This window comes from Exiguobacterium sp. s142, from assembly GCF_018618455.1.
GTDB lineage: Bacteria > Bacillota > Bacilli > Exiguobacteriales > Exiguobacteriaceae > Exiguobacterium > Exiguobacterium aurantiacum_A.
In genome coordinates this window covers 18,299-43,664 of the sequence record NZ_JACSMB010000020.1, presented here as the reverse complement: position 1 = coordinate 43,664, position 25,366 = coordinate 18,299, and the positions used below count along the sequence as shown (strand labels likewise).

Annotated in this window: 26 protein-coding genes; 25 read left to right on the top strand and 1 reads right to left on the bottom strand. The window is 51.6% G+C overall.

The window, feature by feature from the left end:
* Positions 1-137 precede the first annotated feature (137 nt).
* From KNP77_RS13980 to rsmI, 9 genes are all read left to right on the top strand, one after another.
* Positions 138-1,559 (top strand): aminotransferase class I/II-fold pyridoxal phosphate-dependent enzyme, encoded by a 1,422-nt coding sequence (locus tag KNP77_RS13980; RefSeq protein ID WP_236633567.1) that lies wholly within the window; start codon positions 138-140, stop codon positions 1,557-1,559.
* Positions 1,560-1,561: 2 nt separating this feature from the next.
* The gene (tmk, locus tag KNP77_RS13975) at positions 1,562-2,203 is read left to right on the top strand and encodes a dTMP kinase (protein WP_071398623.1); all 642 of its coding nucleotides are present in this window, start codon (positions 1,562-1,564) and stop codon (positions 2,201-2,203) included.
* On the top strand, positions 2,200-2,529 hold the full coding sequence (locus tag KNP77_RS13970; protein WP_070329395.1) for a cyclic-di-AMP receptor: 330 nt from the start codon (positions 2,200-2,202) through the stop codon (positions 2,527-2,529). Before tmk ends, KNP77_RS13970 begins: the two co-directional genes overlap by 4 nt.
* Positions 2,529-3,539 carry a DNA polymerase III subunit delta' gene (locus tag KNP77_RS13965; protein ID WP_251139102.1) on the top strand — a complete coding sequence of 337 codons (1,011 nt, stop codon included), beginning with the start codon at positions 2,529-2,531 and terminating at the stop codon, positions 3,537-3,539. Before KNP77_RS13970 ends, KNP77_RS13965 begins: the two co-directional genes overlap by 1 nt.
* A 6-nt stretch (positions 3,540-3,545) precedes the next feature.
* Positions 3,546-4,376 carry a PSP1 domain-containing protein gene (locus KNP77_RS13960; protein ID WP_070329394.1) on the top strand — a complete coding sequence of 277 codons (831 nt, stop codon included), beginning with the start codon at positions 3,546-3,548 and terminating at the stop codon, positions 4,374-4,376.
* Between the two features lie 23 nt (positions 4,377-4,399).
* Complete coding sequence (gene yabA, locus KNP77_RS13955) at positions 4,400-4,735, top strand: DNA replication initiation control protein YabA (RefSeq protein WP_016510808.1); 336 nt, start codon at positions 4,400-4,402, stop codon at positions 4,733-4,735.
* 65 nt (positions 4,736-4,800) lie between these two features.
* Positions 4,801-5,535 (top strand): tRNA1(Val) (adenine(37)-N6)-methyltransferase, encoded by a 735-nt coding sequence (locus KNP77_RS13950; protein ID WP_070329393.1) that lies wholly within the window; start codon positions 4,801-4,803, stop codon positions 5,533-5,535.
* On the top strand, positions 5,528-5,806 hold the full coding sequence (locus KNP77_RS13945; protein ID WP_016510809.1) for a GIY-YIG nuclease family protein: 279 nt from the start codon (positions 5,528-5,530) through the stop codon (positions 5,804-5,806). Before KNP77_RS13950 ends, KNP77_RS13945 begins: the two co-directional genes overlap by 8 nt.
* Positions 5,778-6,647, top strand: a complete 870-nt coding sequence (gene rsmI, locus KNP77_RS13940; RefSeq protein WP_070329392.1) for a 16S rRNA (cytidine(1402)-2'-O)-methyltransferase — start codon at positions 5,778-5,780, stop codon at positions 6,645-6,647. The genes KNP77_RS13945 and rsmI overlap by 29 nt, the downstream gene beginning before the upstream one ends.
* Positions 6,648-6,663: 16 nt before the next feature.
* On the opposite strand, the gene KNP77_RS13935 is transcribed toward rsmI, so the two are convergent.
* On the bottom strand, positions 6,664-6,957 hold the full coding sequence (locus tag KNP77_RS13935) for a transition state genes transcriptional regulator AbrB (protein ID WP_070329391.1): 294 nt from the start codon (positions 6,955-6,957) through the stop codon (positions 6,664-6,666).
* Between the two features lie 330 nt (positions 6,958-7,287).
* Here KNP77_RS13935 and metG point away from each other — a divergent pair, with 330 nt between their 5' ends.
* The 16 genes from metG (at position 7,288) to KNP77_RS13855 (ending at position 25,364) form a co-directional block, all read left to right on the top strand.
* Positions 7,288-9,246 carry a methionine--tRNA ligase gene (gene metG, locus KNP77_RS13930; protein ID WP_214891335.1) on the top strand — a complete coding sequence of 653 codons (1,959 nt, stop codon included), beginning with the start codon at positions 7,288-7,290 and terminating at the stop codon, positions 9,244-9,246.
* Positions 9,247-9,299: 53 nt separating this feature from the next.
* Positions 9,300-10,067: a TatD family hydrolase gene (locus KNP77_RS13925; RefSeq protein WP_214891333.1), complete on the top strand. Its 768-nt coding sequence runs from the start codon at positions 9,300-9,302 to the stop codon at positions 10,065-10,067.
* Positions 10,067-11,371: a 3D domain-containing protein gene (locus KNP77_RS13920; protein ID WP_251139101.1), complete on the top strand. Its 1,305-nt coding sequence runs from the start codon at positions 10,067-10,069 to the stop codon at positions 11,369-11,371. Before KNP77_RS13925 ends, KNP77_RS13920 begins: the two co-directional genes overlap by 1 nt.
* The gene (gene rnmV / locus KNP77_RS13915) at positions 11,364-11,924 is read left to right on the top strand and encodes a ribonuclease M5 (protein WP_016510695.1); all 561 of its coding nucleotides are present in this window, start codon (positions 11,364-11,366) and stop codon (positions 11,922-11,924) included. Before KNP77_RS13920 ends, rnmV begins: the two co-directional genes overlap by 8 nt.
* Positions 11,921-12,799 (top strand): 16S rRNA (adenine(1518)-N(6)/adenine(1519)-N(6))-dimethyltransferase RsmA, encoded by an 879-nt coding sequence (rsmA, locus tag KNP77_RS13910; protein ID WP_071398628.1) that lies wholly within the window; start codon positions 11,921-11,923, stop codon positions 12,797-12,799. The genes rnmV and rsmA overlap by 4 nt, the downstream gene beginning before the upstream one ends.
* Positions 12,800-12,882: 83 nt before the next feature.
* Complete coding sequence (locus KNP77_RS13905; protein WP_070329386.1) at positions 12,883-13,119, top strand: Veg family protein; 237 nt, start codon at positions 12,883-12,885, stop codon at positions 13,117-13,119.
* Positions 13,120-13,220: 101 nt separating this feature from the next.
* Positions 13,221-14,084: a 4-(cytidine 5'-diphospho)-2-C-methyl-D-erythritol kinase gene (ispE, locus tag KNP77_RS13900; RefSeq protein WP_131466514.1), complete on the top strand. Its 864-nt coding sequence runs from the start codon at positions 13,221-13,223 to the stop codon at positions 14,082-14,084.
* Between the two features lie 73 nt (positions 14,085-14,157).
* The gene (purR, locus tag KNP77_RS13895; protein WP_071398630.1) at positions 14,158-14,982 is read left to right on the top strand and encodes a pur operon repressor; all 825 of its coding nucleotides are present in this window, start codon (positions 14,158-14,160) and stop codon (positions 14,980-14,982) included.
* A 138-nt stretch (positions 14,983-15,120) separates the two neighbouring features.
* On the top strand, positions 15,121-15,420 hold the full coding sequence (spoVG, locus tag KNP77_RS13890) for a septation regulator SpoVG (RefSeq protein WP_070329383.1): 300 nt from the start codon (positions 15,121-15,123) through the stop codon (positions 15,418-15,420).
* Positions 15,421-15,603: 183 nt separating this feature from the next.
* Complete coding sequence (gene glmU / locus KNP77_RS13885; protein ID WP_070329382.1) at positions 15,604-16,959, top strand: bifunctional UDP-N-acetylglucosamine diphosphorylase/glucosamine-1-phosphate N-acetyltransferase GlmU; 1,356 nt, start codon at positions 15,604-15,606, stop codon at positions 16,957-16,959.
* Positions 16,960-17,004: 45 nt separating this feature from the next.
* Positions 17,005-17,961, top strand: a complete 957-nt coding sequence (locus KNP77_RS13880; RefSeq protein ID WP_016509622.1) for a ribose-phosphate diphosphokinase — start codon at positions 17,005-17,007, stop codon at positions 17,959-17,961.
* Positions 17,962-18,016: 55 nt separating this feature from the next.
* Positions 18,017-18,574, top strand: a complete 558-nt coding sequence (gene pth, locus KNP77_RS13875) for an aminoacyl-tRNA hydrolase (protein ID WP_070329381.1) — start codon at positions 18,017-18,019, stop codon at positions 18,572-18,574.
* A gap of 45 nt (positions 18,575-18,619) precedes the next feature.
* On the top strand, positions 18,620-22,147 hold the full coding sequence (gene mfd / locus KNP77_RS13870; protein ID WP_214891329.1) for a transcription-repair coupling factor: 3,528 nt from the start codon (positions 18,620-18,622) through the stop codon (positions 22,145-22,147).
* Entirely contained in the window at positions 22,131-23,678 is a 1,548-nt protein-coding gene (locus KNP77_RS13865) for a polysaccharide biosynthesis protein (protein WP_214891327.1), read from the top strand. Before mfd ends, KNP77_RS13865 begins: the two co-directional genes overlap by 17 nt.
* A gap of 1 nt (position 23,679) precedes the next feature.
* Positions 23,680-25,095 carry a bifunctional methyltransferase/pyrophosphohydrolase YabN gene (gene yabN / locus KNP77_RS13860; protein WP_214891325.1) on the top strand — a complete coding sequence of 472 codons (1,416 nt, stop codon included), beginning with the start codon at positions 23,680-23,682 and terminating at the stop codon, positions 25,093-25,095.
* Positions 25,092-25,364, top strand: coding sequence for an RNA-binding S4 domain-containing protein (locus tag KNP77_RS13855; protein WP_070329377.1), 273 nt, complete (start codon positions 25,092-25,094; stop codon positions 25,362-25,364). Before yabN ends, KNP77_RS13855 begins: the two co-directional genes overlap by 4 nt.
* Positions 25,365-25,366: the final 2 nt, after the last annotated feature.

The window sequence follows — 25,366 nt, the reverse complement described above, 5'->3', positions numbered from 1 at the left end:
AGCGCCGAAAGTAGTTGGGGGTCTCCCCCTGTGAGGATAGGACGTTGCCAGGCCATATGAAGGACGACCAAGCACATGCTTGGTCGTCTCTTTTTGTATAATTTATGCGTACGGTGTCGGATAAGGAGGAGTTCCACATGACTCGAAAGCCTAAAAATAATCCATTTACGTTTATGGAAATGCTTGAACAGCACGTTCGGGAAGGACGTGTGTCGTTTCATGTGCCAGGTCATCATAACGGGACCGTGACAGATGATAGCCTCCCGACAGCATTTAATAAAATCATGCCGTATGATTTAACCGAACTTGCACATCTGGATGACCTTCATCACGCTGAAGGGATTATCCAGCAAGGTGAAGAGGCTCTTGGGACCCTGTATCAAAGTAAGAGTAAGTGGTTAGTCAACGGATCGACCGTTGGCAACTGGAGCATGTTAGCTGCGACAGTCAAACGAGGTGAGCGGGTATACGTCCAGCGAAACTCACATAAATCAGTTTGGAACGCAATTGAATGGTTGGGCTTAGAGCCGATTTTACTAACTCCTGAACTAGAACGGGGCAGCGGTCTGCCGACGGTCGTTTCCCTTCGTACTGTCGAAGCGGCAGTTACGCAATATCCCGGAGGAAAAGCGTTACTGCTTACGTCCCCGACTTACTATGGGGATATGGCAGATGTACGGGCAATCAGTCGTTTTCTGCAGACGTTAACGATTCCCTTACTTGTAGACGAGGCGCATGGGGCACACTTGATTCATCCGAATCTTCCAAACCGCTCAGCGATTTTTGAAGGTGCGAGCGCTGTCGTCCAGTCCGCCCATAAGACACTCCCGGCATTCACGATGGGGGCCTGGATTCACTATAAGGAAGATATTAATGAATCGCGTTTGTTTCATGCGCTTTCTTCCTTCCAAACGTCTAGCCCGTCTTACTTGATTATGGCGTCTCTTGATCACGCTCGAGCTTATCTCGAAAATTTGAGTGACCGAGATTGGTCACTGATTCAAACGAGTCATTTAGCTTTTATTATGGAAATGAGACGTGCCGGTTTCACAATAAAAGTGGGCGACGATTTCACAAAAATGACGGTACTGACTTATCCGAAGAACGGTTTGATTTTTAGTAGACATCTATCTTCGATTGGAATTGATATTGAGCTTGCAGCCGAGGACCATGTGTTATTCTGTCTGCCGTTCCGGGAATTAAAAACGCAAGAGATTCATCATTGGGTGAAGCTGATTAAAAATGCTTCTCAGCATGTCCCGCTCATTGACGAGGATGAAACAATTTATCCGTTTCCGATGACGGAGCCTGTTTCGCGCCTTCATCTTATAAAAGAAGATACACACGTCGTGCGCCTTCCGTTCGATGAAGCGATCGGACGCGTTGCAGCTGAGACGATTATCCCTTATCCGCCAGGGATCCCTTGGATTTTAAAAGGTGAGACCGTGACGGATGAGAAAATTCGTGTGTTAAAAGAGTGGATTTCGTTGGGACGGAACCTCCAGGCGAACAGACATGTTATGATAAAACAAATTGATGTTATCGTAGAGGAGTTTTAAACGTGAAAGGTATGTTCATCACTGTCGAAGGTCCAGACGGGTCTGGAAAGACGACGCAGTTGCAATTGCTGGCTAACGCCTTGACTAAAAAAGGGTATGAGGTTGTTATGACACGAGAGCCAGGAGGAACGAAAGTCGGGAATAGCATCCGGGAAGTGTTATTGTCTCCAGAGCATGACGAAATGACACCACGCACCGAAATGATGCTGTATGCAGCCTCTCGTGCACAAAACGTGGATCAGGTGATTCGTCCGGCCATCGACCGGGGTGCCATCGTTGTTTGTGACCGGTTTGTCGATGCATCCATCGCGTACCAAGGGTATGGTCTTCAGTATGACTTAGAGCAAGTTGTGTCGCTCAATAAGTGGGCGACAGCTGGAGTCACACCCGATTTGACTTTCTTATTCGACTTAAGTCCAGAGCAGTCGAGTCATCGCATGAAAGAACGCGGGCAGTTAGATCGAATCGAGAGTCGGGACGAGGCGTTTCATCAACGCGTCTATGAAGGTTTCTTGACGTTACTTCAACAAAATCCTGGCCGAATGGTCCGAATCGACGCAAGCCAGACGATTGAACTCATCCAAGATGAAGTGTTCGATATCACGATAGAACGACTACACGAAAGAGGAGTGAACGAATTATGAAAATGGTAATCGCAATCGTACACGATAAAGACAGCGCGCGTTTGTCAGACGCTTTAATTGAAGAGGATTTTCGAGCGACGAAATTGGCTACGACCGGAGGCTTTTTGAAGGAAGGCAATACGACGTTCATGATTGGTGTACCGAAAGAACGCCTTGACGATTTGCTAGGTTTGATCAAATCGAACTGCTCAAGCCGCGATCAAATGATTACGCCAATCTCGCCTATGGGTGGACATGCCGATTCATACATTCCGTATCCTGTTGAAGTCCAAGTTGGCGGAGCGACTATTTTCGTCTTGCCGATTGAAGGATTTCATCAGTTTTAATGGGAATGGTCACACATATGCGATTCCAAGAGTTGACTGAATCACAGAAAGTCGTAGCAAAAGTGATTGAGAATTCGATTGCCGCTCAAAAAATCGGGCACGCCTACATTTTTTCGGGTGACTATGAACCTTATCTGATTGAAACGGCCCAATTATTTGCCAAGGCACTTTTTTGTGAGATGCCTAGCGGGGCTGAACCTTGTGGCGTTTGCCGAAACTGCAAACGGATGGATTCTGGCAATATCGTCGACTACATGGAAGTTGAACCGGACGGGGCCAGTATCAAAAAAGAACAAATCCAGCAGCTATTGAGCGACCTGTCGTTACGGGGAGCCGAGGGCGATCGTCAAGTCTATGTGATCCACCAAGCGCATAAGATGACGACGCAAGCAGCGAACAGTTTATTAAAGTTTTTTGAGGAACCCGGTGTCGGTAAACTCGCCATTTTGGTGACGACGCAACCTCAACTGCTTCTCCCGACGATTCGTTCACGGGCTCAACACTTAGTATTTCGCCCCATTGACCGGGTCCGTCTTGCTGAAAAACTGGCAGAAGAGATGCAATGCACGAACGATTTGGCACGTCTTGCCCTGACCGTTTATCCGAAATGGGACGATGCGCGCGAGGCACTTCACAACGACTGGTTTGTACAGGCGTACGGGCTAGTGGTACAATTAGTTGAAGTATTGACAAAACGGCCGCAAGAGTTGCTTTTGTTCGCCCAAGAGAAGTGGCTCGGTCACTTCAAAGGGCGCAATGAACTCCGAGTCGGCCTCGAACTGTTCGAAAGTTGGTTGGAGGAAGCTCTCCACTTCAAAGTTCGAACCGATTATGTCCCGGAACTGTTCACGAAAGAGCAGTTGTTATATACGGCTTTCGTGAATGATCGTCCGGTACACAAAATCGTCCATGCCATCGAATTCGTTCATGAAGCGATTCGACGGCTCGAGGCAAACGTCAATCCTCAATTAACGTTCGAACGGTTAACGTTCGATTTGCAGAAGGGATAGGAGAGCGTGCTTGAAGTAGTTGGAGTCCGTTTTAAAGAAGCGGGAAAAATCTATTACTTTTCACCAGGCGAAGCAACGCTTGAACGTGGAGACCATGTCATCGTCGAGACGGTGCGGGGAATCGAATACGGTGAAATCGTCCAAGTTGGTAAACAACTAGGTGAAGACGAAGTCGTCTTGCCGTTGAAAACAATCCTTCGTGTCGCCGATCAAAAAGATGCCGAAATCGTTCAAGACAACCGATTGGCAGCTGTTGACGCTCACGCCGTCTGTGAAGAAAAAATTCGCGAACATCGACTTGAGATGAAATTAGTAGATGTTGAGTATACATTTGATCGTAATAAAGTTATTTTTTATTTCACGGCTGAGGGGCGCGTTGATTTTCGCGAGCTTGTTAAAGACTTAGCGAGCGTGTTCCGGACACGGATCGAACTCCGACAAATCGGGGTGCGGGATGAAGCGAAGCTACTCAGTGGAATCGGTCCTTGTGGTCGAGTGCTGTGTTGTTCCTCGTTCTTAGGCGAGTTCGAACCGGTGTCCATCAAGATGGCCAAGGATCAAAACCTTTCCTTGAACCCTAACAAGATCTCCGGTGTATGCGGTCGTCTCATGTGTTGTCTCAAATATGAGAACGATACGTATGAAGAATTGAAACGAGACTTGCCAGACGTCGGGAAGCGAATCAAAATTCCAGAAGGTGACGGACGTGTCGTCGGTCTCAACATCTTGGATCAGTTGATTCAAGTCGAATTGAATGACCGGACTCGTGTTGTGACGTATACGATCGATGAACTCGTCGAAGTCGGTGCGGTCAAACGAAAACCGTTGAAACAGTGATGGGGTGCTGAGCAGTGGAGAGAATGGATAAAAAAGAAGTTATGATGCGGGTCGATGCCATTGAGCAACAGATGTACGTGTTGACGGAGCATTTAAGCGTGCTCAAAGAACAACTCGCCTATTTGCTTGAAGAAAACCAACATATGTATCTCGAGAACCATCACCTGCGTGAAAAGGTTGAGCAACTTGCAGAAGTCGAAACCCCTGATGGCGATCCGCAAATCGCTTTGTCCGGAAAAGGACAGAACAACTTGGCGGCGCTCTATCAGGAAGGGTTCCATATTTGCAACTTGCACTACGGACAAGTCAGAAAAGATGGCGATTGCCTCTTTTGTATGTCGATGTTAAATAAGCATTAATCGGGGGCGATAGACGGAGGAAATCTCTGTCCGTCGCCTCTGTTGTTATATAGGAGGGAAACAGCGTGACTGTAAAACAAGGGGAGCGCCTTGACGATTTGCTTGGACGCCCCGGTAAAATCATCCAAAGTGATGATGTCTTTTCATTCTCATTGGATGCGGTGCTACTCGCCGAATTCGTTTGGGTACCGATTCAACAAGGAAAGTTGGTCGATTTATGCGCTGGCACCGGCGCAATCCCGCTCTTTTTATCTTATCGGACGAAAGGGACGGTGACGGGCGTCGAGATTCAGCCCCGGCTCGTCGACATGGCGAATCGCAGCATTGAGGTGAACGGTCTCGAAGAGCGGCTTCACATCATCGAAGGAGACGTGAAAACGGCCGCCTCCAGTCTCGGCCATGCCCGTTATGATGTTGTGACGTGTAACCCGCCTTACTTTCTGGCCAATGAGACGTCGCTTCGCAATCAAAATGAGCACCATACGATTGCTCGTCATGAAGTTCTCTGTACGCTCGAAGATTGCATTCGTTCGGCAAGTCAGCTTGTGAAGCCAGGCGGGAAAGTCGCGTTCGTCCATCGGCCGGAACGGTTGCTCGATATCGTCACGCTCATGCGGGCATACCGCATTGAGCCGAAGCGGATGCAGCTCGTCTACCCGAAGGCGGGACGAGATGCGAACACATTACTTATAGAGGGGTCTAAAGATGGAAAACCAGGACTCACGATCTTACCTCCGTTTATCGTTTATGAGGAAGATGATACGTATACGAAAACGATGCGAGACATCCTCGATGCGTAACTATTATGCGTATATTCTCGAATGCAGTGACCAAACCTACTATACCGGTTACACGACCGATATCGAAAAACGGGTCACTGTGCACAACGCCGGTAAAGGTGCGAAATATACAAGGGCGCGTCTTCCGGTCAGTCTTCGATACGTCAAGTCGTTCGAGACGAAACAGGAAGCGATGCGGTATGAATGGTCGATCAAACAATTGACCCGCGCTCAAAAACAGCAGCTGATGGAGGGGACGACCAATGAATTCACAGAAAAGTTATCAAACTGAGGGGCCGACGCTTTATGTCGTACCGACACCGATCGGCAACTTAGAGGACATGACGTACCGGGCCGTCCGCATCATGCGTGAAGTCGATTTGATTGCGGCCGAAGACACACGGCAAACGATGAAACTATGTCGTCATTTCGAGATCGAGACGAAATTGGTCAGCTATCATGAGCACAATAAGCAAGTTAGCGGACCCCGTTTAATTGAAGACATTCAAAACGGTAAGTCTGTCGCCGTCGTATCGGATGCGGGCATGCCTGGTATTTCAGATCCGGGGAGTGACCTCGTCCGACTCGCGATTGAGGCGAAGCTGCCAGTCGTCGTCTTGCCGGGTGCGAACGCGGCACTCACGGCACTCGTCGCATCTGGCCTCGCGACAGAACGGTTCTTATACTACGGGTTTTTACCTCGTAAAAAGAAAGAGCGGACCGAAGTGTTGGCTTCCCTTCAATATGAACCGGGTACACTCATCTTTTATGAGGCACCGCATCGGTTGAAAGAAATGTTGACCGGGGTGAAGGACGTACTCGGTAATCGCGAAATCGTGCTCGGTCGAGAGTTGACGAAAACGTTCGAAGAGTTTTTAAGAGGCACGGTTGAAGAGGCGCTCGCATGGTGCGAGGGCGAGGTGCGTGGCGAATTCGTCGTCATGGTGAGCGGCTCTACTGAGTCGGCACCGACGAGCGACTGGTGGGAAGCGCTGTCGCCTTTAGAGCATGTCGACCGGTACATCGAAGACGGACTCAAACCGAACGCGGCCATTAAGCAAGTCGCGAAAGAGCGTGGCTTGGCACGAAGCGAAGTCTACGATGCGTATCATCAAGTCGACAAAAAAGAGTAAGCAAGGGAATCCTTGCTTACTCTTCGCTGTAGTAGTTCTCGAGCATGTTTTTCAACTCGACGAGAACGCGCTGTGCGCCTTCAGGTGAAAGGATGAGTTTTCCGTCAGCCAACTTGAAGTTGTCGTCAGATACTTCGCCTGTCACTTGGCATGTCATGTTCGGTTTGTATTTTTTTAAGATGATTTGTTCGTTGTCGACGTAAATTTCGAGTGCGTCTTTTTCAGCGATACCGAGTGTCCGGCGCAATTCAATTGGAATAACGACGCGGCCGAGCTCGTCAACTTTCCGTACGATACCTGTAGATTTCATTTTGTGTTTCCTCCTCCAATGATGTCGAAATCTCATGGTGACATGAATCGTCAAAATTCGACAATGTGGCTTCAGCAAAAAGCATACTAAACTTTCCAATTGCAGTCAACTGCTTACTATTGGAAATACACATTTTTCGAAAAATGACGATAAGGGAACGATATACACCTAAAATTCCCCGAAAGTTTGCACCTGAAACAAAGAAAGGATTTTTTTGGAACATTTTTTATAAGCTAGTGACAAAATAATTCCAAACAATTGGTTTGGAATTTCTTTTGTCGAACCGTGTATAATGGAAATTGCAAATGTCGAAAGGATGGAGAACATACTATGGCGAAGCCAACTTTTTATATCACGACTCCGATTTACTATCCGAGTGCGAAACTACACATTGGTCATGCCTATACGACGGTGGCCGGCGATGCGATTGCTCGCTATAAGCGTTTAAAAGGATTTGACGTCCGTTACTTAACTGGGACCGACGAGCATGGACAGAAGATTCAAGAAAAGGCCCAAGAAGCTGGCGTGACGCCACAAGCGTTTGTCGATGAAGTCGTCAAAGACATCCGTGTGCTTTGGGACAAGCTTGAGATCTCATATGACGATTACATCCGGACAACTGACGCCCGTCATAAAGCGGTCGTCGAGCACGTATTTGAGACACTGCTCAAAAATGATGATATTTACCTCGGTGAGTACGAAGGGTGGTACTCAATCCCGGACGAGACGTACTATACAGAATCACAACTTGTTGATGGAAAAAGTCCTGACAGCGGCCATCCGGTGGAACTCGTGCGCGAAGAGTGCTATTTCTTCCGCCTCAGCAAGTATGCGGACCGGTTGATCGAGTACTTCGAGTCACATCCGGATTTCATTTTACCGGAATCGCGTAAAACTGAAATGATCAACAACTTCTTGAAGCCGGGGCTGCAGGATTTGGCAGTCTCGCGGACGACGTTCGACTGGGGTGTACAAGTCCCGTCGAATCCGAAACACGTCGTATACGTCTGGGTCGACGCGCTCACGAACTATATCTCCGCGCTCGGCTACGGGACAGATAACGATGACTTGTTCAATCGTTACTGGCCGGCAGACGTACACTTGGTCGGGAAAGAAATCGTTCGTTTCCATACGATCATTTGGCCGGCGCTGCTCATGGCGCTTGACCTACCGCTACCGAAGCAAGTGTTCGCGCACGGCTGGTTGCTCATGAAAGACGGTAAGATGTCGAAGTCAAAAGGGAACGTCGTCGATCCGATTCCACTCATCGACCGCTACGGTCTTGATTCGCTTCGCTACTACTTGCTCCGTGAAGTCCCATTCGGTGCAGACGGCACGTTCACACCGGAAGCGTTCGTCGATCGCTTGAACTTTGATCTCGCGAACGACCTCGGGAATCTTCTCAACCGGACCGTTGCCATGATCAAGAAGTATTTCGATGGCAACGTACCGGCTTATGCGGGGAATGTGACGGCGTTCGATGCGGAACTTCTCCGTATGGTAAACGAAACGACGAACAAGACAGAAGAAGCGATGGAGCATATGGAATTCTCGGTCGCCCTCGCAAGCATTTGGCAACTCGTCAGCCGAGCCAATAAATATATCGATGAGACACAACCATGGGTGCTCGTAAAAGATGAGTCGAAGCGTGATGAGCTTGCATCTGTGATGACGCACCTCGCGGGCGTACTCCGCCATGTCGCGATCATGATTCAACCGTTCATGACACGGGCGCCGAAAGAAATGTTCCGTCAGCTCGGACTCGTTGACGAAGACATGTCATGGGAAGCGCTCGATACGTTCGCTGCCTTTGATGGAGCGGTCGTGACGGACGGAACGCCGATTTTCCCACGTCGAGACGTGAAAGAAGAAGTCGATGCGATTCAAGAGATGATGCGTCAAGCTTCGCAAGCGCGCATCGAAGCGGAAGCAACGCCGGCTGAAACTGAAGATGAGGACGTCCGTCCAGAAATCACGATCGATGTGTTCGACCAAGTTGAGTTTCGGGTCGGGCAAATCGTCGAAGCAGATAAGATCAAGAAAGCGAAAAAACTATTGAAGCTTCAAGTCGACCTTGGCGGCGAAACGCGACAAATCGTCTCGGGCATCGCCGAATGGTATGCGCCGGAAGACTTAGTCGGTAAAAAAGTGATCGTCGTCGCCAACTTGAAACCGGTCAAACTCCGCGGCGAACTGTCTCAAGGAATGATTTTAGCAGCCGATAAAGATGGTAAGCTAGAACTCGCCACCGTCTCAGAGAATATGCCGAACGGGGCCATCGTCAAATAATTTTGGGGGAGACTTCGGTCTCCCTCTCTTTGTCTAAAGAAGGAGGATGCATCATGTTGATTGATACGCACACCCATATTAACGCTGAGCAGTTCAATGAAGATGTCGAGGCGACAATCGAGCGTGCTCGCACTGCTGGCGTCTCGCCGATGCTCGTCGTCGGATTCGATACACCTACGATTGACCGTGCCATTGAGTTGGCTGAGGCGTATGAGGACGTCTACGCCATCGTCGGCTGGCATCCGGTCGACGCGATTGACTGCACCGAAGCTGAACTCGCCCGAATTGAAGCGCTTATGGCACATCCTAAAGTGATGGCACTCGGGGAAATCGGCCTCGATTATCATTGGGACAAGTCACCGAAAGATGTACAGCAGCGTGTGTTCCGTCAGCAAATCGCGATCGCGAAGCGGACGAACATGCCGATCGTCATCCACAACCGCGAAGCGACGGCAGACGTGCTCGATCTGCTAGAAGAAGAGCACGCGGAAGTTGTCGGCGGCGTGTTTCATAGTTACAGCATGTCTGTCGAACTGCTCGAACGCTGTTTAAAGCTGAATTTTTATATCTCGCTCGGCGGACCGGTGACGTTCAAAAACGCCAAAGTGCCGAAGAAAGTGGCGCAGCAAGTACCGCTCGACCGTCTTCTTGTCGAGACGGATTGTCCCTATTTGACGCCGACACCGTTCCGCGGTAAACGAAATGAGCCGGCATACGTCACTTACGTCGCTGAAGAGATTGCAGCGCTCCGCGGCATGCCTTACGAAGCACTCGCCGAGGCTACGACCGCCAATGCGAAACGGCTGTTCCGACTTCCATGATGATTAGACGTTTCGTGTTGAGTGTAGGCGTCATTGTCGTTGCCGTCTTCGCCTACATGATGATGCAGCCGGAGAAGATTACGATTATCGATAACGGTGTCAAGATTGAGCACGATACACAGGCTGATTCGGTCATCGAAGTGCTCGCCGAGGCCGGGATCACGATCGATGAGGCTGACTATGTGACGCCGGCGCTCAGTGCGGACATCCCGCCGGAGCGTGTCATTCATATCGAACGGGCCCAAACGGTGTCGCTCCAGATCGGTTACGGTCAAATGGAGACGATCGATACCCGTGAGCGGACCGTTGGTGATGTCCTGCTCCGATACGGTGTGAGCGTGCGAGAAGGTGATGATGTCTATCCGTCGGTCAGAACACCGATCACGTCAGGCATGACGATTCGCTATCAGCCGGTCGTGGCGCTTGATTTGATCATAGGAGATGATGCGACAAAAGTTTATACGATGGCATCGACCGTGGAAGAGGCGTTACGAGAAGCCCGAATTGAGATTTCAGATAAAGATACGGTCGTTCCGGCGCTCACGGCCGAAGTGCGTGATGGGATGACGATCACCGTCAACATGAGCCGAGACGTCGTTCAATATGAGAACCGCTTAATCCCGTTCGAGATCATTGAAGAAGAGGATGCGACACTTGCAGCCGGGACGACCGAAGTGTCACAAGTCGGCGTCCCTGGTCTAGAGCGGACGCGGTATGCACTGACAGTTGAAAATGGTACAATTACAAATCGGACCGAGACAGACGTCGAAATGGTGCAGACAGTGCGACCGCAAATCATTAAGGTCGGTACGAAAGTCGCAACCGAGCGCGAAGCCGAGTTTGAAGCAGCCGAAGCGCCGACTGAGACCGTTGACTCGACAAGTCCATTCCGCGAGGAAGCGGAAATCAAAATCGAGGAAACGCCTCGGGCCGACGATGTCCTCGACTTCACATCAGCCAAACAACTCCTCGTCGAGGCCACCGCCTATACGAACAATGCAGAAGACACCGTGACGTATGACGGCAGAGTACTGACGCGCAGCGGCTATGACGTGACGGATACGATCCTTTATGAAGGAATGCGGATCATTGCGGTCGACCCGGCCGTCATCCCGCTCGGAACCCGCGTCTATATCGAAGGGTTTGGCATGGCGATTGCTCTCGATACAGGCAGCGCGATTAAAGGCAATATTATCGATATCATGATGGATACGAAAGAGGAAGCGGTCACGTTTGGTCGTAAGCCACTGACGATTTGGGTGATCTCGAAGCAAGAAGAGAAAGAAGGAACTGACAATGCGTGAGAAAATACAAGAAGTGATCGTCGTCGAAGGACGCGATGATACGACCCGGCTTCAAGAAGTGTACGACGTCGACACGATTGAAACGAACGGGTCGGCCGTGTCAAAACAGACGATCGAACGGATCAAACGTGCCCAGGAGACACGCGGTGTCATCATCTTGACCGATCCGGACTATCCGGGCGACCGGATCCGGGCCATCGTCGAAGAGCAAGTGAAGGGCTGTAAACACGCCTACCTCCCTCGGGCCGAGGCGAAAGACAAACGAGGGAAAATCGGCGTCGAACACGCGACACCTGCGACAATCCGTCGTGTGCTCGAGGCGGTTTATGAAACACGAGTTGAGACGGACGAGCCACTCGTCACGCGACAAATGGTGCTCGAGGCCGATTTGATCGGTGGAGCGGATGCCGCAACTCGTCGCAAGCGTCTTGGCGTCTTGCTCCGCATCGGGGAACCGAACGCCAAACAATTTGTGAAACGAGTCGAAGCGTTGCGCGTGACAATCGAGGAATGGGAGCGGGCACTCGCTCAGTTAGAGGAGGAAAATCATTGAAAGATATTGCAACGATTCATCGCACGAAAGCGATTTTACAACGTCACGGCTTCTCATTCAAAAAGTCGCTCGGACAAAACTTTTTAATCGACTTGAATATATTAAATAAAATCGTCGACGCCGCAGAACTAGGTGAAGCGAGCGGTGTGCTCGAAATCGGTCCGGGAATCGGCTCGTTGACGGAACAGTCGGCGAAGCGGGCGCAAAAAGTGGTCGCGCTTGAAATCGATCAACGCCTTCTACCGATCCTTGAAGACACGATGGCGCCTTACCCGAACGTTCACGTCATTCATGGGGACGCGCTCGAGCTCGACATTCGCAGCATCGTCGAACGTGAGTTCTTGAGTGAAGGGATTGACGATATCGCGGTCGTCGCCAACTTGCCATATTATGTGACGACGCCGATTATCATGCGTTTGCTCGAGAGCCGGATCAAGTTCCGTTCGCTCGTCATGATGATTCAAAAAGAAGTGGCTGAGCGCATCGGGGCGAAACCTGGCACGAAAGCGTACGGTTCTTTATCAATCGCGATCCAGTATTATGCGGAAGCGAGTGTAAGCTTTATCGTACCGAAAAGCGTGTTCATGCCGGCTCCAAACGTCGACTCGGCCGTGATCACGCTCAAGATGCGTCCGCGCCCGGCTGTCGATGTCGAAGACGAAGCCTTTTTCTTTGAAATCGCCCGCGCTAGTTTCGCGCAACGTCGAAAAACGATTTTGAACAACTTGACGAATCATCTCGGCAAAGATAAAAAAGTAGACCTTGAACGTCTCTTGAATGAAGCGGGAATCGACCCGAAACGGCGAGGCGAAACGCTTTCGCTTCAAGAGTTTGCACGCTTAGCAGACACAATTTTACCACTTAAAAATAGTTGACGACTGGATAGCGAGTCGCTATAATATTTACTCTTTATTTCCGTTTTAGAATATGCTATACTTGTAACAGTGAGGTGAAGCGTATGCCAAAGACGTTGCAAGAAATCAGACAAAAACTCGAATCACATGTTGGAGAACGATTGACGTTGAAAGCAAACGGCGGTCGTAAGAAAGTCGTTACTCGGTTTGGAACGCTCGTTGAGACGTATCCCGCGGTGTTCGTTGTCAAGTTGGATGAAGAGCATCACAACGTGGAACGTGTCTCTTATAGCTACGCTGATGTCCTAACGGATACAGTTAAAATTGAATTCAGTAATTGATCGATAAATGAGGGGCGGATGCATTGGCAGCTGCTTCTTTTTTTGTGCGTCCGTTTACGGTACAATGGCGAACAGGAGATACATTGGGAAGGGTGAACGATATGCGTACGATCAGTGTGAAAGCGCCGGCAAAAATCAATTTGACACTAGACGTCCTCGGGAAGCGGACGGACGGCTATCATGAAGTAGAAATGGTGATGACGACAGTGGACTTGTCCGACCGGCTCGAATTGACCGTACTCGATACGGATGAGATTCGAATCCAGTCTGAGCACGCCTATGTCCCGAGCGATCATCGGAACTTGGCTTATCGCGCGGCCGATTTGTTGCGGAAGCGGTTCGACATCACAGAAGGAGTCGAAATCGTCCTCGATAAACAAATCCCGGTCGCAGCTGGGCTCGCCGGAGGATCGAGTGATGCGGCGGCGACGCTTCGGGGAATGAACGAACTGTTCGAGCTCGGTTTAACGCTCGAGGAGTTAGCAGAGCTTGGAGCCGCGGTCGGTTCAGACGTCTCGTTTTGTGTGATGGGTGGAACCGCGATCGCCCGGGGCCGCGGTGAGATATTAGAGACGATTCCGTCACCGCCGCCGTGCTATGTCGTGTTGGCGAAGCCGAAGCTCGGTGTATCGACGGCTGACGTGTATCGAGCCGTTCAGATGGAGAAAATCGTCCATCCAGACACTGCGGCGATGGTTAAAGCGATTCGTGAACGGGACTTTGACGGAATTTGTGCGAACCTCGGTAACGCGCTTGAAGGTGTCACGCTTGAACTGCATCCCGAAGTCCGTCAAATCAAAGAGACGATGCTGCATTGTGGTGCTGATGGCGTGTTGATGAGCGGCAGCGGCCCGACCGTATTCGCGCTCATCGAGCACGAGCAAAAAGCGCACCGCGTCTATAACGGACTGAAAGGGTTTTGTCCGGAAGTGTTCGTCGTTCGGATTCTCGGCAAAAAACATTGAACAAAGACGAATGAAAGTGATATATTCTGTTTAGAACATTCGTCTATTATTGACAAAGTGAAGGGGAATCCGTATGAAAATTCGTAGAAGTGGTCGTCTCGTCGATATGACCCGTTATATGCTTGACCATCCACATCAGCTCGTCTCGTTATCGATGTTTTCGAGCCGCTATCAGTCTGCTAAATCATCGATCAGTGAAGATTTAGTCATCGTCAGTGAAATGCTCGCCCACGACGGTACCGGGAAATTGATTACCGTCCCAGGTGCGGCCGGGGGAGTCATGTTCATTCCAGGGTGGAGCAAAGACAAGTCGCTATCGATGATCGATAGCTTGTGCGATCAACTGTCGAAACCGGAGCGTCTGCTTCCGGGAGGCTATTTATACTTAACCGACGTGCTTGGTAATCCGCGTCAAGTGAAACCGATGGGACAAATCTTCGCCTCGGTGTTTGCGGACCGTAAAGTCGACGTCGTCATGACGATTGCGACAAAAGGGATTCCGCTCGCCTACGCGGTCGCTGAGCAATTAGGTGTTCCGTTCGTCATCGTCCGGTCCGACAGCCGTGTCACGGAAGGGTCGACCGTCAGTATCAATTACGTGTCCGGCTCGTCAAAAGCAATCCGTACGATGGCGCTCGCCCGTCGAAGCTTGCCACGAGGCGCAAACGTCTTGCTCATCGATGACTTTATGAAAGCAGGCGGGACGATCCGTGGGATGATGAGCCTGTTGAATGAGTTCGAGGCAAACCTCGCGGGTGTCGGTGTCTTGATGGAAGCCGAAGGTGCCGAGAAGAAAATGGTGAGTGAGTACGTCAGCTTGATGAAGTTGACGAACGTTGATGCAGATGAAGGACTCGTCACAATTTCACGCGGTAACGTCGAACAGTTCTTAAAGTGATTGGCAAAAATTTGATTTCGTTTTATGATGAGAGGGTATATCAGTCATACGGAGTCAAAAACGATTCGCTTGAATCACCTCAACCTTTTAGTGAAGGTACACCATGGGATAGACAACGAAGAAAAGGGGATGCGAAACATGCAGATCACAGACGTAAAAATTCGCAAAGTGACGACGGAAGGTAGGATGAAGGCGCTCGCTTCAATCACGCTTGACCAAGAGTTTGTCGTGCATGACCTTCGAATCATCGAAGGAAGCACCGGGCTCTTCGTCGCGATGCCGAGTAAACGAACGCCGGAAGGCATTTTCCGAGACATCGCTCACCCGATCAATGGAGATATGCGCCAAAAAGTCGAGGCGGCTGTGCTCGAAGCCTACGGCACGGTCGATGTTTCCACTTACGAAGCACAGGAATCATACAACGGTATAAACGAATAATGACTCGACAGCGGATGGGGACCCTTCCGCTGCCTTTTTGCGTTTGATTAGTTACGAATGGTTACAACGGTTGAAACCGCGTCACGGTTTCGATATAGTAGAAACGGTGTATTCAGGATTTAAATATAGAAAAAACCGAACGATTGAATAAAAACAGTCGATTAAGATAGGGGCGAATCAAGAATGGATCGTTTTGCAGTCATTTTGGCAGCAGGTAAAGGGACGCGTATGAAGTCTAAGCTCTATAAAGTGCTTCATCCGGTCCTCGGAAAACCGATGGTCGAACATGTCGTCGACCAACTCGACAAAATCGGAGTCAGTCGTCAAATCGTCATCGTCGGTCACGGGGCTGAAGCGGTACAAGAGACGCTAGGCTCGCGCGTCGAGTACGCGGTCCAAGAACAGCAACTTGGAACGGGCCATGCGGTTCAAATGGCAGAAGCTGAGCTCGCTGGTAAATCAGGTGCGACGCTTGTCGTCTGTGGTGACACACCACTTCTCACAGCGGAAACGTTGGAGGCGCTCCTTGCCCATCATGAGGCGCAGCAAGCGAAAGTAACGGTACTGACGGCGATCGCTGACGATGCGACCGGTTATGGTCGTGTCATCCGTGGAGAAGACGGTAACGTGACGAAAGTCGTCGAACATAAAGACGCCTCTGCTGCAGAGCAAGCGATTCTTGAAATCAATACGGGAACTTACGTGTTTGACAACGAATTATTGTTTGATGCCCTCAAACAAGTCGGTAACGATAACGTTCAAGGTGAGTATTACTTGCCAGACGTCATCGCGATTGCGAAAGAAGCAGGCGAAGTTGTCGCGGCCCATACCGCGCCGACGTTCGGTGAGACGATCGGTGTCAACGATCGCGTCGCTCTCGCGCAGGCTGAAACACTCATGCGCAAGCGGACGAACGAACGCCTTATGCGTGAAGGTGTGACCTTCATGGACCCGGCCTCGACATACATTTCACCGGACGCCGTCATCGGATCAGATACGATCATCTACCCAGGGACAGTCATTCTTGGCAAGACGGTCATCGGTTCGGAGTGCGTGATCGGACCGAACTCGGACATCCGCAACAGTGTGATTGAAGACGGTGCGACCGTTCGTCAATCGGTACTCAGTGATAGCCGTGTCGGAAGTCATGCGCAAGTTGGGCCGTTCGCCCACCTTCGTCAACAAGCAGTCCTTGGCGCCAATACGCGCGTCGGCAATTTCGTGGAAATCAAAAAATCAACGTTCGGGGACGGTGCGAAAGCATCGCATCTCAGCTATATCGGAGATGCCTCGATCGGTGAACGTGTCAATCTCGGATGTGGATCGATCACGGTCAACTATGATGGTAAGAATAAGTTTGAGACGGTCGTTGAAGCAGACGCGTTTGTCGGATGTAACGTCAACTTGATTGCCCCGGTAACAGTCGGGAAAGGTGCGATCGTCGCTGCCGGTTCAACGATTACAAACGATGTCCCTGAAGAAGCTCTCGCGATTGCGCGCGAGCGTCAAACGAACAAAGAAGGTTACACGAAACGCTAAGTTGCTGCCTATTACTATGGAAAACGATGGAGGAGAATCCTAAACATGTCTACTGTATATGAACGTGAAATTCGCCTATTTAGCTTAAACTCGAACCGCCCGTTAGCTGAAGAAATTGCCAAAGAAATCGGTGTCCCACTCAGCGACTGCCAAGTGAAGCGGTTTAGCGACGGAGAACTTTACATCAATATCGAGGAGAGCGTCCGAGGCGACGATGTGTACATCATCCAATCGACGAGCTCACCAGTGAATGAAACGCTCATGGAATTGCTCGTGATGATCGATGCGCTGAAACGGGCCTCGGTTCGCACGATCAACGTCGTCATCCCATACTATGGTTACGCACGCCAAGACCGTAAAGCACGGTCGCGTGAGCCGATCACAGCGAAACTCGTTGCCGATCTGCTTACGGTAGCCGGAGCGACACGCGTCATCACAATGGACTTGCACGCCGCTCAAATCCAAGGTTTCTTCAATATTCCAGTAGACCAATTGTTAGGTGTCCCGCTCATCTCGACGTATTTCGAGACAGATGAGTTCAAAGCAAAAGATATCGTCGTCGTCTCACCAGATCACGGCGGTGTCACGCGTGCGCGGAAGCTCGCAGAACGTTTGAAAGCACCAATCGCCATCATCGACAAACGACGCCCGGAAGCGAACGTGGCCGAAGTCATGAACATCGTTGGCAGCGTTGAAGGCAAAACAGCCATCTTGATCGATGATATCATCGACACGGCCGGTACGATCACACTCGCAGCAGACGCAATCGTCCAAGCGGGAGCAAAAGAAGTATACGCTTCATGTACCCACCCGGTTCTGTCTGGCCCGGCAATGGAGCGAATCGACAACTCGTCAATCAAAGAACTCGTCGTCCTTAACACGATCGATTTGACTGGTCGCGAGTACTCGAGCAAAATCAAGCAGATGTCGGTTGCCCGTTTGCTTGGGGAAGCGATCATGCGTGTCCACGAGCACAAATCGGTGAGCACGCTGTTCGATTAAAAAAACGAGGCCCGAAGGCGTTCGCCTTTGGGCTTTTTTGTTCAGGAGGAACATGATGAAATGTATCGTCGGTCTCGGGAATCCGGGCAAGAAATATGGAATGACCCGTCATAATATCGGGTTTTTAGCAATTGATCGGTTAGCGGACAAGCACGGGATCACGCTTGACGAAGCCAAGTTTAAAGCAGTCATTGGAACGGGAAGAATCAATGGAGAGCGGGTCGTCCTCGTCAAACCGCTCACGTACATGAATCTATCAGGTGAAGCGGTCCGTCCGATTCTCGATTACTATAAAATCGATATCGACGATTTACTCGTCATCTATGATGATTTAGACATGGTCCCAGGCAAACTCCGCCTGCGTCCGAAAGGGAGTGCCGGTGGACATAATGGCATCAAGTCATTGATTCAGCACCTCGGGACGATGGATTTTAAACGGCTTAAGCTTGGCGTCGGACGTCCGCCGCACCCGATCAAAGTTGTTGATTGGGTACTGATGAGTTATCGAAAAGAAGATATGTCCGAATTGAACGATACGCTCGACCAAGCCGTGGCCGCCGCAACAGATTTTGTGGACACGGACTGGGTCGCGCTCATGAATCGATATAACTAAAGGGTCACAGCACCCTTTTTTGTCGTATAAGGTGGAGGAAAACAAATGAACGCTTTAGAGAGATTTATGGTGACACTGCCGGAGACGAACGTGATTCGAGACCGGTTGCCTAAAGTCGACCGTCAACTCGTCACGGGATTGACGACAAGTGCCAAAGCGCTCGTTTTGGCCGGTTTGGCGAAACAGTCGACACGCCGTCTCGTCGTCGTCACCCATAACATGTACCAAGCCCAAAAGATGTTCGACCAGCTTGAGCCGCTTGTCGGACCGAGCAAGACGTTGCTCTATCCGATTGACGAGACGCTCGCCGGTGAACTGTCGCTCACATCCAGTCCCGAGCTCCTCGCCGCGCGAATCGAAGCCAGAACACGTCTCCTGATCGAAGAGGGAGGCGTCCTTGTCGTCCCGCTCGGTGGCTTGCGTCGTTTCGTACCGAGTCCGACCGATTGGCTGTCGAGTCATCGGACGATCAAACCAGGGCAAGAACTTGATTTAAAGCCGTTTGCCTCAACACTGATTGAACTTGGTTACGAGCGGACGGCCACGGTGACGGCACCGGGTGAGTTTTCGGTCCGCGGCAGCATTCTTGACGTCTATCCGCTCACGGAAGCGAGACCGTATCGAATTGATTTGTTCGACACGGAAGTCGATTCCGTCTTCACGTTCGATGCGGAGACGCAACGGTCGTTAGGTGTCGTTTCGGAAGCGGTCATCACGCCGGCGACCGAGTTCGTCGCATCGGTCGAACAGTTGAAAAAAGCCGGGCAAGCGCTCGAACGGCAATACGACCGGACGCTCGAGCTGATTGAAACCGAGACGATTCGACAAGCGCTTGAATCAGGTATCGCCCGCGACATCGAGCAGTTCGGGCGCGGTGATGTACCGGAGAAGCTCGGGAAGTACACGCCGCTACTTTATACGTCGACGCTGCTTGACTATGTGGGTGCTGATTCGGTCCTCATGTTGGACGAAGTGGCCCGCATCGAGGACGCGGCGGACGTGCAAGACCGTGAAGAGGCCGAATGGTTCTCGTCACTGATCGAACGCGGGGAGTCGGTCAGCAACTATACGCTCGCCGTGCCGATGCACAAAGTGTTCCGAAGCTTGAAACAAGTCGCGTTCTCGCTGCTGCCATCACGGCGTTCGGGGATCCCGGAGACGAATACGGTCCATCTCAGTTGCCGCCCGCTCCCTGCCTTCCACGGACAGATGCACTTGTTGAAGCAAGAAGTCGAGCGGTGGCAACAAAGTGATCACCGGATTGTTTTCCTCGCCGGGGATCAAATGCGGGCAGACAAAGTCGTGGCGCTCCTTGAAGACTACGGGATCCCGTCTACGTTCACGAATGTTGACGGGGAGCTGTTGCCACGCCATGTCCACGTCATGATCGGACAGGTCGAAGGCGGATTCGAGTTATCGACGAGCCGCCTCGTCGTCGTCTCGGAAACGGAACTGTTCAAGCGGGTCACGAAACGGAAACGGCAGACGAAGAATTTGACGAACGCCGAACGGATCAAGAGTTATCAAGAGCTGAAGCCGAATGATCATGTCGTTCATATCCATCACGGGATCGGGAAATACTTAGGGATCAAAACGATCGAAGTCGGTGGGATCCATCAAGATTACCTCCATCTCGTGTACGCCGGGGATGACGCGCTTTACGTGCCGGTCGATCAAATCGACCTCGTCCAAAAGTACGTCGGGGCCGAAGGGAAAGAGCCGAAGATTTATAAACTCGGTGGGACGGAATGGAAGAAGGTCAAATCAAAAGTCGCCAAGTCGGTCGAAGACATTGCCGACGAGTTGATCAAACTTTATGCGGCCCGAGAGGCATCGGTCGGCTTCGCCTTCCCGGCGGACGATGACGAGATGAGCCAGTTCGAATCGACCTTCCCGTACGCCGAGACGGAAGACCAAGTTCGATCGATTGCCGAGATCAAGGCGGATATGGAACGGTCACGCCCGATGGATCGCCTGCTTTGCGGCGACGTCGGATATGGCAAGACCGAAGTCGCGATCCGGGCGGCGTTCAAGTCGGTGCTCGCGGGCAAACAAGTCGCGTTCCTCGTGCCGACAACGGTGCTCGCGCAGCAACATTATGAGACGATGCTCGAACGGTTCAGTGAATTCCCGATCAACGTCTCGGTCATGAGCCGTTTCCGCTCGAAGAGTGAGCTGGCGGCGACGAAAAAAGGACTGAAAGAGGGAACGATCGACGTCGTCGTCGGGACGCACCGCGTGCTGTCGAAAGACGTGACGTTCGCCGATCTCGGCCTCGTCATCATCGATGAAGAACAGCGGTTCGGGGTCAAGCATAAAGAGCGCCTGAAACAGCTGAAGACGAACATCGACGTCTTGACGCTGACGGCGACACCGATTCCGCGGACGCTTCATATGTCGATGATCGGAATCCGTGATTTATCTGTCCTCGAGACACCGCCGGAGAACCGTTATCCGGTTCAGACGTACGTCATGGAATACGACGGCATCGTGTTGCGAGAAGCGCTCGAGCGCGAGCTCGCCCGTGGCGGCCAAGCGTTCTTCTTATATAACCGAGTCGAAGGGATCGAGCGGAAAGCCGAAGAGATTCGGGCGCTGTTGCCGGATGCCCGTATTGCGACGGCGCACGGCCGGATGACCGAGACCGAGCTTGAAAGTCAGCTCATCAGTTTTCTTGAAGGAGAAGCCGACGTCCTCGTCTCGACGACGATTATCGAGACCGGCATCGACATCCCGAACGTGAACACGCTCATCGTGCACGACGCCGATAAGATGGGGCTGTCGCAGCTGTATCAGCTTCGAGGACGTGTCGGCCGATCGAACCGGATCGCGTATGCGTACTTCACATATCGGAAAGACAAGCGATTGACCGAAGTTGCGGAGAGCCGCCTCCAAGCGATCAAAGAGTTCACCGAGCTCGGCAGCGGGTTTAAGATCGCGATGCGTGACTTATCGATTCGCGGGGCCGGCAACCTGCTCGGTGCCCAACAATCCGGGTTCATCGACTCGGTCGGGTTCGATCTGTATTCACAGATGCTGTCAGAAGCAATCGAAGAGCGGAAAGACCGCATGCGCGGTCAAGCGAAACAAGTCGTCTTCAAACCGGAAGTCACGTTCCAAGCGGATGCCTACATTCCGGACGATTACTTGTCGGACAGTGAACTGAAGATCGAGATGTATAAGCGTTTCAAATATGTCGATACACCAGAAGCATTGTTCGCGCTTCAAGACGAGCTGATCGAACGGTTCGGAGAATTCCCGGAACCGGTCGCGTTGCTCATCCAACTGACGCGTCTGCGCATTTACGGGGAGCTGGCGAAAGTGACACGGATCAAACAGTCACCAGAGCGGATCGATATCGTGCTATCGATGGAATCGACGACGGCACTCGATGTACCGTCGTTTATGGAATGGACGATGCCGCTCGGACGAAAACTCGGAGTCGGGCAAGACAACGGGGCGCTCAAACTGTCACTCAGCGGACGTATGCCGGTTGTCGAGCTGTTGAATGATGCCGACACGGTCCTTGAGGAACTCGTGAAGCGGTTGGTGGTCCATGCGGACGCCAAGTAAGTTTGCGACAGGTGTCGTTTTATTTGCGCTCGCAGGATACATTTCAAAATTTATTAGTTTTGCCTATCGGGTCCCGTATCAGAACATTGCCGGTGATTTTGGGTTATACGCTTACCAGACGGTATATCCGTTTGCGGCGATCGTCGCCTCGCTCGGGATTTACGCGATGCCGGTCGTGATTGCCAAAATCGGGGTCGGGGCACAAGGTCCAAGACAGAAGTTAGAAGTCCTCTGGGGCAGTTTTTATGCGCTCCTCGGCCTCGCTGTCGGCCTCGTGGTCGCGATGTTCGCGCTTGCGCCTGTCATCGCGCGCTTGCTCGGTGACCCTGAACTGGCGACGACGCTCCAGGTCATCAGTCTCAGCTACTTGTTGATGCCTGCGCTTGCGGTGCTGCGCGGGTCGTTTCAGTCAATCGATGACTTGCGACCGAGCGCGCTGTCGCAGGTGCTTGAAAACTTGATTCGGGTCGCGGTGTTGCTCGTCTCACTGCTCGTCGGTGTCCGCTTTGGACGTGACGCATATGAACTCAGTCGCTATGCTTATGCGGCGACGTTAGTCGGCGGGAGTGTTGCTGTCGTCGTCTTATCGATTTGGGCGAAAGGGTTCCGAATCGTCGCGGTCCGTGCCGCAACACTGCGCGCCGTACTGCGTGTTCTCTTGACGAGCGGGCTTGCGGTCGGATTTGCGTCGCTCGGTATTCTTTGGATGCAACTCGTCGATTCATTCACGATCGTCAATTTGATGGGCGGCGATTATTCGGCCAAAGTGAGTAAAGGCGTGTTCGACCGTGGCTATCCGCTCGTGCAGTTTGCGATTCTCTTCACGACGGCACTCGGGATGGCGAATGTGCCGAACTTAGTCCGCCATTACCGGGCCGGGCGACTCACGGCGACGGCAACGGGCCTCAGTTCGATGATTCGAGTGACGACCACGGTCGCTGCGGCTGCAACGATCGGACTGATGGGCGTCATGTGGCCTTTGAACGTAGCGTTGTTTGAAAACGCTGACGGTACAAGAGCGCTTGTATTGTTATCGACGAGTACGTTCGCGGCCTCGCTCGCGGTCGCGAGTATGACGTGCCTTCAAGCGATCGACAAAGAGCGGACGGCCGCCTTTGGTATGCTGTTTGCCATGATTGTAAAGTTTGCGATCAATTTGCTGCTCGTTCCGCGTTATGGGATTGACGGGGCGGCAGTCGGTACATCGCTCGCATTTTTAGCGATGGCGGCCTTTAATTTTAATCGGCTCGACCAGAACATCCCGCTCGGTACGTTTCGGTTGCACCATTACGGACTGCTCTTAAAGACCGTCCTACCTATGGGCATCGTCTTGCTCGGTTTGAACGCGTTAGCGTCTGAGTCACTATATAACCGCGTCAACGCACTCGGTTGGCTCGGTTTGATGGTGGTGTGCGGCGGCGCTTTGTACGTCTGGCGAGCGGTCAGGGAACGGGTGCTGACGATCGAAGAATGGGAGATGATTCCGTTTGGAAATCGACTCATCAATTTGATTGATAAAAAGGAGACATAATATGAGTTATGGAATTACCGTCGTCGGACTCGGCTCCGGCGAACTCGAGCAACTTCCGCTCGGGGTATATCGTCATTTGAAACAGCAACCGCTCGTCTGGTTGCGCACGAAAGAACATCCGGTCGTCAAAGAACTCGAGGCAGAAGGGGTTCATTTTGAATCATTCGACCACATTTACGAATCAAACGATACGTTTGAGGCCGTCTATAAACAAATCGTTGAGACGTTGCTCGACAAGAGCGACGAACTGGCGATCACATATGCGGTCCCGGGCCATCCGTTCGTCGCCGAGCGGACGGTCGAACTGCTCGTCGAACAAGGGGCGGACGTGACGTTCCTCGGCGGACAGAGCTTTTTGGACGCCATGTTTCAGGCGCTCCAGATTGATCCGATCAATGGGTTTCAACTGCTCGATGCGACCGCACTCGACGTTGAACGGCTCCAAGTCACGCAGCACGTGTTAATCGGTCAAGTGTACGACGGGTTTGTGGCCGGGGATGTGAAAGTACAATTGATGGAACGTTATCCGGACGAACATCTTGTCAAGCTCGTCACGGCGGCCGGAACAAAACGAGAGCGAATTTCCGAAGTTCCGCTCTACGAGATGGACCGGGTCGCTGAAGTCGACAATTTGACGACGCTCTATGTCCCGCCACTCACTGACGAGACGCACCTCGCGCGGGAGTTTGCGACGTTGACAGATATCATCGCGACACTCCGCGGTCCGAACGGCTGCCCATGGGACCAAAAACAGACGCACGCATCACTGCGGAAATATTTACTCGAAGAGGCGTATGAGTTGATCGAGGCGATCGACGAAGAGGACGATGATGCGATGATCGAAGAACTCGGAGACGTATTGCTCCAAGTCATGCTTCATGCGCAAATCGGGGCCGACGAAGGGTACTTTAACATTCGTGACGTGATCGGCGCGATCAGTACGAAAATGGTCCGTCGCCATCCGCACGTCTTCGGTGACGTGACGGTCGCAGACGCCGACGACGTGGTTTCGAACTGGAATGCGATTAAGCAAGACGAAAAAGGGGAAAATAAACATTCGCAGCTCGATGGTGTGCTCGTGACCCAACCGGGGTTAATGCGTGCCGAGCAACTCCAAAAGAAAGCGGCTCAAGTCGGGTTCGAGTGGGATGACGTAACCGGAGCGTTCGAGAAGCTCGAAGAAGAGTTACAAGAGTGGCGAGACCGTCCCGAAGACGAACAAGAACTAGGGGACGTACTGTTCTCAGTCGTCAACGTAGCTCGTTATTTCGGATTGAACGCGGAACAAGCACTTGAACGGACCAATCAAAAATTCAAGAGACGATTTGAATATATCGAAGCGAACGGATCGCTCAGCGACATGACGCTCGAACAGATGGATCGGCTTTGGGATGAAGCGAAGGAGAAGGGATTATGAGACTAGATAAATTTTTGAAAGTGTCGCGCTTGATCAAACGACGGACGTTAGCGAAGGAAGTGGCCGATCAAGGCCGTATCCGCTTGAATGGCCAAGTCGCCAAGGCCAGTACGGACGTCAAGGCCGGTGATGAGCTCCAAATCCGATTCGGGAATAAGCTGGTGACGGTCATTATCGATTCAATTGCCGAGCATGCCCGGAAAGAGGATGCGAAAGAAATGTACCGGTTGATCAAAGAAGAAAAGGTGAACAGTGGTACGGAAGCATAAAA

Bases quoted from the DNA above. Each gene is read 5' to 3' on its own strand.
- yabN (WP_214891325.1), top strand. From the start codon at position 23,680: ATGAGTTATGGAATTACCGTCGTCGGACTCGGCTCCGGCGAACTCGAG.
- KNP77_RS13980 (WP_236633567.1), top strand. From the start codon at position 138: ATGACTCGAAAGCCTAAAAATAATCCATTTACGTTTATGGAAATGCTT.
- spoVG (WP_070329383.1), top strand. From the start codon at position 15,121: ATGCAGATCACAGACGTAAAAATTCGCAAAGTGACGACGGAAGGTAGG.
- KNP77_RS13880 (WP_016509622.1), top strand. From the start codon at position 17,005: ATGTCTACTGTATATGAACGTGAAATTCGCCTATTTAGCTTAAACTCG.
- KNP77_RS13855 (WP_070329377.1), top strand. From the start codon at position 25,092: ATGAGACTAGATAAATTTTTGAAAGTGTCGCGCTTGATCAAACGACGG.
- KNP77_RS13935 (WP_070329391.1), bottom strand. From the start codon at position 6,957: ATGAAATCTACAGGTATCGTACGGAAAGTTGACGAGCTCGGCCGCGTC.
- metG (WP_214891335.1), top strand. From the start codon at position 7,288: ATGGCGAAGCCAACTTTTTATATCACGACTCCGATTTACTATCCGAGT.
- KNP77_RS13865 (WP_214891327.1), top strand. From the start codon at position 22,131: ATGCGGACGCCAAGTAAGTTTGCGACAGGTGTCGTTTTATTTGCGCTC.
- rsmI (WP_070329392.1), top strand. From the start codon at position 5,778: ATGAATTCACAGAAAAGTTATCAAACTGAGGGGCCGACGCTTTATGTC.
- pth (WP_070329381.1), top strand. From the start codon at position 18,017: ATGAAATGTATCGTCGGTCTCGGGAATCCGGGCAAGAAATATGGAATG.
- mfd (WP_214891329.1), top strand. From the start codon at position 18,620: ATGAACGCTTTAGAGAGATTTATGGTGACACTGCCGGAGACGAACGTG.
- KNP77_RS13925 (WP_214891333.1), top strand. From the start codon at position 9,300: ATGTTGATTGATACGCACACCCATATTAACGCTGAGCAGTTCAATGAA.
- rnmV (WP_016510695.1), top strand. From the start codon at position 11,364: ATGCGTGAGAAAATACAAGAAGTGATCGTCGTCGAAGGACGCGATGAT.
- KNP77_RS13905 (WP_070329386.1), top strand. From the start codon at position 12,883: ATGCCAAAGACGTTGCAAGAAATCAGACAAAAACTCGAATCACATGTT.
- purR (WP_071398630.1), top strand. From the start codon at position 14,158: ATGAAAATTCGTAGAAGTGGTCGTCTCGTCGATATGACCCGTTATATG.
- KNP77_RS13965 (WP_251139102.1), top strand. From the start codon at position 2,529: ATGGGAATGGTCACACATATGCGATTCCAAGAGTTGACTGAATCACAG.
- KNP77_RS13970 (WP_070329395.1), top strand. From the start codon at position 2,200: ATGAAAATGGTAATCGCAATCGTACACGATAAAGACAGCGCGCGTTTG.
- yabA (WP_016510808.1), top strand. From the start codon at position 4,400: ATGGATAAAAAAGAAGTTATGATGCGGGTCGATGCCATTGAGCAACAG.
- glmU (WP_070329382.1), top strand. From the start codon at position 15,604: ATGGATCGTTTTGCAGTCATTTTGGCAGCAGGTAAAGGGACGCGTATG.
- KNP77_RS13945 (WP_016510809.1), top strand. From the start codon at position 5,528: ATGCGTAACTATTATGCGTATATTCTCGAATGCAGTGACCAAACCTAC.
- ispE (WP_131466514.1), top strand. From the start codon at position 13,221: ATGCGTACGATCAGTGTGAAAGCGCCGGCAAAAATCAATTTGACACTA.
- KNP77_RS13920 (WP_251139101.1), top strand. From the start codon at position 10,067: ATGATTAGACGTTTCGTGTTGAGTGTAGGCGTCATTGTCGTTGCCGTC.